This window comes from Pseudoalteromonas sp. S1727 (assembly GCF_005886375.1).
GTDB lineage: Bacteria > Pseudomonadota > Gammaproteobacteria > Enterobacterales > Alteromonadaceae > Pseudoalteromonas > Pseudoalteromonas haloplanktis.
This window is the reverse complement of sequence record NZ_PNDT01000027.1, coordinates 62,730-72,190: the sequence shown is the minus strand read 5'-3', so window position 1 is coordinate 72,190 and position 9,461 is coordinate 62,730. Positions and strand designations below refer to the sequence as shown.

Sequence of the window (9,461 nt, the reverse complement as noted above, 5' to 3'; positions counted from 1 at the left end):
GTTTACCCAGTGCAAATGCAATAAAAAAGCGCGTTGTATTTAATACATCGCGCTTTTTTGAACTTAAAACTTACCGCTTATAACTTAAAGCTCAGCTCCCAAATCAATGCGATACCACGATCAAACGAATGGCATCTAATTGTAACTGTGCTTTGCCGATATAGTTTTCCAGCTCTGTGCGTTGCTTATCGTAGAAGGTCAGTTCTTCTTCACGAATATTAGGGTTGATCTGTTTAAGTGCCGCTAAACGAGCTTGCTCTTCACTGAGTGATTGCTGCATCTGCTCAAGAGCTGCTGTGCGAATGTCCTCTAACTTAGTTTGTGCCATCTCTTGTGCAGTTTTAAGCATTGGGTGAATCGCACTTTGTAATGCGCCAGCTAGTTTGCTCGCAGTTTGGCGACCTACCGCTGAAAGTTGCTGATTAAAACCATCAAAGCCGACATTATCAGCTAGGTTGTTGCTGGCTTTATCTAACAAAATACGAATTGGCGTTGGCGGTAAAAAACGACCTACTTGCAGTGCTTTTGGTGCCATAGCGGTAGCAACATAAATGAGCTCAACAAAAAAAGTACCAGGGGGTAATTTTTTATTTTTAAGCAGTGCTACTGAGGCGGTTCCAAAGTCATCATCGCAGATCATATCTAAGGTACCTTGTACCATAGGGTGATCCCAACTGATGAAATGCACGTCTTCTTGCGCTAATGCAGTGTCGCGGTCGAAGGTCACTGTCATTCCGTCGTCTTTTAAACTTGGGAATGATGGATTTAACATGTGCTCAGTCGGTTTTAAGATAATGGTATTTTCACCTTTATCTTCTTGGCTAACACCAAAGGTATCAAATACATTGATCATATAACTAGGAAGCTCAAACTGATTGTCTAGTTTCTCAATATCGACAACCAGCGAATCTGCAGCGCCTTGCCCTGAAGAATGTAGCTCTAGCAAGCGGTCACGACCACTTTCCATTTGTTTACGCAGCACGGCGTTTTGGCTGGCAACCTGCTCGAGTAATGGCTCTAGCTCGTCTTCATCACAGTTATGCGCTGCAATAAAATCAAGCAGATCATCTTTGAACTCTTTGTATAATAATTGCCCAGTGCTTGAGGTGGTTTCAAAGGCATCTAAGCCTTCGTTATACCAACGCAGTAATACTTCTTGCGCAGTATTTTCGAAGTATGGCACATGAATGTTGATATCTTGAGTTTGACCAATACGGTCTAGACGACCAATACGTTGCTCAAGTAAATCAGGGTTTAGTGGTAAATCAAATAACACTAAATGATGGGCAAACTGGAAGTTACGACCCTCAGAGCCAATCTCAGAACATAACAGTATTTGCGCATTGTCGTACTCGTCAGCAAAAAACGCCGCTGCACGGTCACGTTCAATAATCGTCATGCCTTCATGGAACACGGATGCTTTGATTGCTTCGCGCTCACGTAATATTTGCTCAAGACTAATGGCTGTTTCTGCTTTAGCACAGATCAGCAGCACTTTTTCGCGTTTTAGGGTTTTTAGCGTGTTGATTAACCAATCTACACGAGGGTCAAATTGTCCCCAGCTGGCGCTTTCACCTTCAAATTCTTGAAAAATCTTTTCTGGGAAAAGGGCACGTTGCGCGCTAAGTTCAGCATTTTGAATGCCGCCCATATTGCCTAATACCGAAATGGCGGTTTTATATTGTTTTGGCATGGCCATTGGATATGCGTGCAGTTTACGGCTTGGGTAGCCATCAATGCCGCTACGGCTATTTCTAAATAAAATACGACCTGTGCCATGACGATCTAATAACATGGCTAAAATTTCTTTACGGGCCGCAGTATCGCCATTTTGTGCTTGTTCAAGAAGTGTTGTGATGTCAGTTTCTTTTAATAGCGCAATTAATGTGGCTTTTGCACTGTCATCAAGGGCCTGCTCTTGCAGCAATTGATTGGCAGCTTCGGCAACATGCTTATAGTTACTTTCTTCTGCAACGAAGGCATCGTAATCATAAAAACGATCTGGGTCGAGTAATTGCAAGCGTGCAAAGTGGCTGCGGTGACCAAGTTGATCAGGTGTTGCGGTCAGTAATATCAGGCCTGGAATATCTTGGCTAAGTTCTGCCATGCGCAGGTATTCAGTGCTAGGCTTACCATTATTAATACTTAAGTGATGCGCTTCATCAACTATTAATAAATCCCAATCAGCCATGGTCGCTTGTTCAAACCAGCGTTTTTTCTTAGCTAAAAATTCAAGACTGGTAAGTACTAATTGCTCAGTATCGAAAACATTCGGTGAGTCAGCAAATGCTTCATCACAACGTTCTTCATCAAAAATAGAAAAGTGCAAATTAAAACGGCGTAGCATTTCCACTAGCCACTGATGCTGGAGGTTTTCAGGTACTACAATCAGTACGCGACTGGCGCGACCACTGATAATTTGTTGATGTAAAATCATCCCTGCTTCAATGGTTTTACCTAAGCCGACTTCATCAGAGAGTAATACGCGTGGCGCAAAGCGTTTGCCAACTTCTTGGGCAATGTAAAGCTGATGAGGAATAAGGCTTGCGCGCTGACCAATTAAGCCTTTAATTGGCGATTGCTGGCGTTCAAACTGGTGTTGCCAGGTTTGATAACGCAATGTGTATCGATCAAAGCGGTCGACTTGGCCAGCAAATAACCGGTCTTGCGGCTTATTAAATTTAATAAAGTGATCTAAAAAGGTTTCTTTTAATTGTGCAGGCTCGCCGTTGTCAACACGGGTGCCGTGATAACAAAGCAGATCACCTATTGTTTCAATTGACTCGACTGTAAGTTCCCATTCTTCAACGCTTTTGATCACATCACCAGGATTAAATGCCACGCGGGTTACCGGTGCTTCTAGCATTGAATAAACACGGTTTTCGCCACTGGCGGGAAATAAAATGCTGACCTGACGGCCTTCTAGGGCAACGACTGTGCCTAATCCTAAATCTGACTCTGTATCACTGATCCAACGCTGACCTAAGGAAAAATTCATATATGTCTCGTCTATGAAGAAAAAGGCGGCTATGTTACCTGTTAGCTAACACCACTGCAAGGTGCGAACTAGCTCACTTTTAATTAATTTATCAACTGTGAATTATTCCTATTTAAGTTGAAGTATTAAGGATTAATTCAAAACAAAAAAAGGTTTGTCATAAAACAGACTTTTATGACATCTAAGCTAAACTTAGATTATACCTTAACAATTAAGTTTTTCAGGGTGGAGCATGCACCCGTTTTATTTTAATTAGTTGGGTATAGCATAAAAATCATAAAACGTAAGGAAAGTGCTATGGAAAAAGCTTCGAACCTTGATAGTAAAATGTATGTGCTAGATACCAATGTATTACTCCACGAGCCCCTCGCTTATTTATCTTTCCAAGAACACGACGTTGTAATTCCTATGACAGTTTTAGAGGAACTGGATCATATTAAAGACCGTAAACACGATGTGAGCCGCGATGCCCGTGTGGCCATTCGTGGTTTGGATGAAGTGCTTAAAGACGCCACCCCAGAGCAAATGCTTAAAGGCGTCGCGTTACCTAGTAATAAAAAAGCGAAAGCGTCTTCAGCAGGCACGCTAATTATTGTTAATGATCATTTATTTGCGGATTCTATTTCTGGCTTACCTGGCAATGAGAATGACCATCGGATAATTAACTGTGCCGTACACCTACAAAAGCAACACGCTCAATGTAAAGTCGTATTAGTAACCAAAGATATTAATATGCGCTTAAAAGCAAAAGGTGCAGGACTTAAATTTGTTGAAGATTACCGCACCGACCAATTGATTGACGACATTGCATTACTCTCTAGCGGCTATAAAAAAATTACCGGGGATTTTTGGCAACATGTGGGGGAATGTGAAACACAGCAGCACGGGCGCGATGCATTTCATAAAGTAGCAAAAAGCTTGATCCCTGATGTCTTTTGCAATGAATATTTATTGGATGACAGTGGCCATTTTGCGGCAAGGGTCAAATCCTACGATGATCAACATATTATGCTCAAAGACATCGGCATTGAGCGGTTGATGCATCAATCAGCATGGGGAGTAAAACCAAAAAATATTTACCAAGGTATGGCGATGGACGCGTTACTCGATACGGGTATTGAATTGGTTATTTTAACTGGCCCCGCAGGCTGTGGAAAAACCTTACTTGCGCTTGCTTGTGCTTTGGAAATGGTGATTGAAAAAGGCATTTACGATAAAGTTATCGTTACTCGTAATACTCCTGAAATCGCTGAATCAATAGGCTTTTTACCCGGCACGGAAGAAGAGAAAATGGCGCCTTGGCTTGCGGCCATTACCGATACATTAGAAGTGCTACACAAGGGGGATGAAAACCCCGTTTCGAGTCGTAATTACATTATGGAAAAAGCCAACGTACAGTTTAAGTCAGTAAACTTTATGCGTGGTCGTAGTATTCAAAACGCAGTGGTAATTTTAGATGAAAGCCAAAACTTAACCGCTTCGCAGCTAAAAACGATTATTACCCGCTGCGGTGAAGGCACTAAGCTGATTTGCTCTGGTAACCTTGCACAAATAGATAGTAATTACTTAACCCCAGTAACGTCTGGTTTAACTTATATTGTGGAGCGTTTTAAAAACTTTGAGGGCAGTGCCACGGTTAACTTAAATGGTGTGGTAAGAAGTCGCTTAGCTTCATTTGCAGAGGAAAATTTATAGCTTGCACTGGTTCACTTGGCTCGCTAACCTAACTTGTAAATTAGCGTCAAGTGACGGGCTGTAGATTGAACTTTCTACCTTTAAAACATTACTACCGTTCATTGGCAGTGGCACTTATTGTGCCATTGCTGGTGGCTTTTCTATTGTGTCTTCATTTATACAATATTAAGTTGGACCGAGCTGTTGCTAAACGTGAAGCTGATTTTACTAATCTAGCGGCACAAGTTGAGCATGCGATGAATGCTGCTAATGATTTATTGAGCACTTTGTTCTCACAATATGAGCAACCTCTTTCTTATCAATTTGATCAACAATGGCTTGCAGATATTGATCAGCAAACCAATTATTACTATCGGAAAATCCCTGACGGTGGTGGTGAAATTGTCGGTCAGGGTAAATTTGCTTCTACGGCCAATGTAGTCACCCAATGGCAACAAGTTATTGCACTTGGTCCCGCTTTTAATACGGCATTATCGTTAATTCAATCATTAGCTGCAGTTGCTTATGTGAATGAACAAGGTTTTGCATATATAAAGCGTCGTCATGATGGGGATAGCTTAATGTTAACCCACGTACTTGATGGCCATTTACTCCCTAAATTTGTTGATAACTCATTGTCATCAAGTGCGATAATCGAAATTGCGGGTAAACACTATTTTTCAATCGGGCGCGCGCGCGAGCAAGGCAGTGAAGATTACATTATTTTAATTTATGACTTGGCTGCGGTTTCTAGTTGGCTACACAAAATATCTCCAAGCAATGGTGAATATATCTTTTTAAACAACGATAAAAATATCATTGCAAGTTCGTTAAATGAGATTAAAGGTGTGCCGCTGGCAGAGTATTGGCCTATGGCGAGTCTTACGAATAGCTCAATATCAAAGGGCGCTGGACTTAGTAATATCACTTTTGTGCAAGCGCAAAAGCAGCTACCTATTTATGCTGGCTACTTTGAGTCTCATGCTGAATTAATTACCCCTATATTGATAGAGGTAGGCATTGAACTGATTTTTTTATGTGTGTTTTTAGTAATGATGTTCAGTACGTTATTGTGGTTGAGTCAGCGTATTTTTGTAAAACCGATGACTTACTTGATGTCGTACCTTGAACAAAATGAGGTGCACTACAAAACCCGTTCAAATTACCAAATACCCACTAACTGGCAGCCATGGTTTAGCAGAATAAAATGGGTGCTTAGTAAAAATCAGCAGTTGGTTGACTCCCTCCAGCGAGCTAATAGTGAACTTGATGAACAAGTTAAAATAAAAACACGAGAACTCGCGCGCAGTTATGAAGCCAAAGAACGGCATTTAGCCTTGTTAAATACTATGTTGAATAGTGTGCCTGATCTAATTTATTTTAAAAATATTGATGGTTCATTTTTAGGTTGCAACCGTGCTTATGAGCAATATATTGGGGTTGAGCAAGGGCAGCTAGTTGGTCATCAGCTGTGTGATATTAGCGATGATAGTGGCCAAATCAGTGAGCTTGAGCAACAAGTATTACAAACTAAAACGAAAGCTGAACAACGTATTGAAACCGCTAAGCAAACATTTCAATTAACAATAGCGCCATTTTATAACGAACAAAATCAACTTTTGGGTTCAATGGGGATTGGCCGCGACATCACAGCTCAGCAAGATGCATTATTGGCATTAAAGGCCTCAGAATCTAAGTTTCGCAGTGCGATTGAGTATGCTGCCAATGGGGTGATTTTATTGTCACTTGAGCATACGGTATTACAGCTGAACCGGACTGCTCGAAAGATTTTTGATATTGATAAAGCATCCTCAAATTTGTCATTAGAGCAGTTATTCTCACAGCAGCAATGGCAAGAAATAGCGGTGTTATTAGCGCTATTACTGAACGAAAAAAAGAAAGTGTACCACCTTACATTAGGGCAACAAGAGCTCAATCTTTGGTGGCAATTGAGCGTTTCTTTAGTGTGGGATGAACAGCAAGCCCCTTATTATTATGTCATTCATATTCAAGATGTAAGTGATTTAACGCAAGCTAAGCAGGATGCCGAGCGTGCAACTGAGGCTAAAAGTCGTTTTATTGCTAATTTAAGCCATGAAATCCGTACACCACTTAATGCGGTGACAGGCTTGATTGATATGGTTGTGCAACAAGGTTTAACTACTCAGCAGCAGCAACATGCGGCACAAGCAAAAAATGCTGCGCAAAATTTATTAACTATGCTTAACCGGATGCTTGATTTTGCACGTAGTGAGAATAACCAAGTGCAATTAGATTTGGTTAACTTTGAGTTAGTTGCGCTTGTAGATAGTTGTGAAAGTGTATTAATCGGGCTTTGCCAGCAAAAAGGCCTCACTTATAATATTGAGGTTGACCCGTTAATCGCCCCGCAGCTGATTGGTGATCATATTCGCTTGCAACAAGTACTCGGTAATTTGCTGACGAATGCGGTGAAATTTACCCAGCACGGCACTATCACACTGACAATAACAGCCCACGATATAGCTAAAACACAGCAAACACTGTGCTTTACGGTAAAAGATACTGGGGTTGGTATTGATAAAGCTGATCAAAGTCGATTATTTGATGCATTTACACAAGGCGATGAATCGCTCACTCGAGCTCATCAAGGCGTGGGGTTAGGGCTTGCGATTGTTAAACATGAACTCGCATTAATGGGCGCAGAAATTAACGTAGTCAGTGATAAAGGCCAAGGCAGTGAGTTTTTCTTCACAGTGACGTTTTCGCTTGAGCAGCAATCAACAGCGCGTAGTTGGCCAAATACATTGGTTATACATTCTTCTCGGGGGATTAATTTACCCAAAGCGTTACAGCCTCTGCAGCAGCTACGTTATTGTATGTTATCTGAATTTACAGATACAACAGACCTTGCGGCGGTGCAGCGAATTATTATAAATGACTTTGATATAACTAGCATTATAGAGTGGCCTAATATAAAAACGGCGTTGCTGAAAAATAACACCCAGTTATATGTTGTTAAAAATGATGCCGATATCGAGCTTCCTAGCAGCCATAATACGCATAGTGTCAGTGTTAAAAGTTCCGCCCTTGTACAACGGCTACTACAGCTCAACGAAGGTGATACGCCTGATACTGCAACATCAGTAGTAACCATTGATGTTGCAGGGTTACTCGTATTAGTGATTGATGATAATCAGTTAAACCTCGATATTATTAGCAATGTTTTAAGCCAAGCATATATTAATGTTATGACCGCAAATTCGGCGATGGCTGGAATTGCTTTAGTAGAACAAGTAAAACCTGATTTGATCCTGATGGATGTCCAGATGCCAGAAGTGGATGGCTTGCAAGCAACGACCTTATTGCGACAACGTTATAATAAGCAACAGCTACCTATTTTTGCGCTTACGGCGCACAGTGAGTTGGCTGATGAACAGCGTTCATTCGCAGCCGGTATGAATAAGCATCTCACTAAACCTGTTATTGCGGCAACTTTATTAGCGGCAATCAATGAGCTTAAAACACCCCAGTTTATATTTTTTGATCGTTCTTTTGCATTAGCTCAATTCTCAGGTGATAATACTTTACTACAGACTATGTTGGATAAGTTTGCTCAGTTATGTGATAGTCATATACAGCAATTGCAAGTTTCTACTCAGCTTAGTGCCTTGGAACGATTAGTGCATACCATCAAAGGTGTGTCAGGAAATCTCGGATTTAAGCGTCTTAGTGCGGTTGCTCAGCAATTAGAAACTGAACTGCAAAAATCGCAAAGTGTAGAGCAATTAGACTTGACTCAACTTGTGTTCGAATTAGAGCAAATAAATAGATACATTCAACTACAGGGATCAGCAGATGTTGAAGAAAGCTAAAATACTGATCGTTGATGATGACCCATTAAATCGATTAGTGTTAGAAAAAACATTGGCGAGTGATCATGAAATATTTTTGGTCGAAAGTGGCGAAAAAGCCTTAACGTTTGTTAAATCAACCGAAGTTGATTTAATTATTCTCGATATTGTGATGCCGGGAATTGATGGGTATGACGTTTTAATTCAGTTAAAAGAAAATCCGAGTACGCAAACGATCCCTGTCATTTTTATTTCAGCTAATACTAGCCATGATGATGAAGCTAAAGGGTTTGAATTAGGGGCGATGGATTATATTGCTAAACCATTTAGCACGGCTATCGTGCGTGCCCGGGTGCGTAATCAGTTACTGATCAAACAAAAGAATGATTTGCTTGAAATGCTAGCGTCAATTGATGGTTTGACGGAGATCCCCAATCGTCGCTATTTAGATGAAAATCTTTCGCGAGAATGGCGCCGAAGTCGCCGTGCAGGTACGCCATTATCGGTGTTATTAATGGATATAGATCACTTCAAACGTTATAACGATTGTTATGGTCATCGTGCTGGGGATGATTGTCTCAAGCGAGTGGCACATGCGTTAGTTACTGCATGTGAACGTGGTAGTGACTTTGTTGCTCGCTATGGTGGAGAGGAGTTTGCCGCTGTATTACCTAATATCAATCAACAAGAAGCATTGGTGTTTGCTAATAAGCTTAGAAGTGCTGTAAATGCTCTCAAGATACCGCATAAAGCCTCACTTAATGCTGAGCACATTACCATTAGTATCGGTATTGCTACCACTGAGTTTGGCCAAGTGTATGCTGAGCATACCTTGCTTGAAGAAGCTGATCTTGGTTTATATGAGGCGAAAGATACTGGGCGGGACAGAATTGTTGCTCGAGTTATTGCCGCAAGTGGTAAAAGTGAGTCATTACTGTAACTAAAGAGTGAATGTT

General features: G+C 41.1%; 4 protein-coding genes. 3 read left to right on the top strand and 1 reads right to left on the bottom strand.

What is annotated here, in order from left to right; genetic code table 11:
- Window positions 1-103: 103 nt before the first annotated feature.
- The gene (gene rapA / locus CWB85_RS08675; RefSeq protein ID WP_016708263.1) at window positions 104-2,998 is read right to left on the bottom strand and encodes an RNA polymerase-associated protein RapA; all 2,895 of its coding nucleotides are present in this window, start codon (window positions 2,996-2,998) and stop codon (window positions 104-106) included.
- Between the two features lie 297 nt (window positions 2,999-3,295).
- Here rapA and CWB85_RS08670 point away from each other — a divergent pair, with 297 nt between their 5' ends.
- From CWB85_RS08670 to CWB85_RS08660, 3 genes are all read left to right on the top strand, one after another.
- Window positions 3,296-4,693 carry a PhoH family protein gene (locus tag CWB85_RS08670; RefSeq protein ID WP_138554643.1) on the top strand — a complete coding sequence of 466 codons (1,398 nt, stop codon included), beginning with the start codon at window positions 3,296-3,298 and terminating at the stop codon, window positions 4,691-4,693.
- 65 nt (window positions 4,694-4,758) lie between these two features.
- The gene (locus CWB85_RS08665) at window positions 4,759-8,526 is read left to right on the top strand and encodes a hybrid sensor histidine kinase/response regulator (protein WP_138554642.1); all 3,768 of its coding nucleotides are present in this window, start codon (window positions 4,759-4,761) and stop codon (window positions 8,524-8,526) included.
- The gene (locus CWB85_RS08660; RefSeq protein WP_016708214.1) at window positions 8,510-9,445 is read left to right on the top strand and encodes a diguanylate cyclase domain-containing protein; all 936 of its coding nucleotides are present in this window, start codon (window positions 8,510-8,512) and stop codon (window positions 9,443-9,445) included. Before CWB85_RS08665 ends, CWB85_RS08660 begins: the two co-directional genes overlap by 17 nt.
- The last annotated feature ends 16 nt before the right edge of the window (window positions 9,446-9,461 follow it).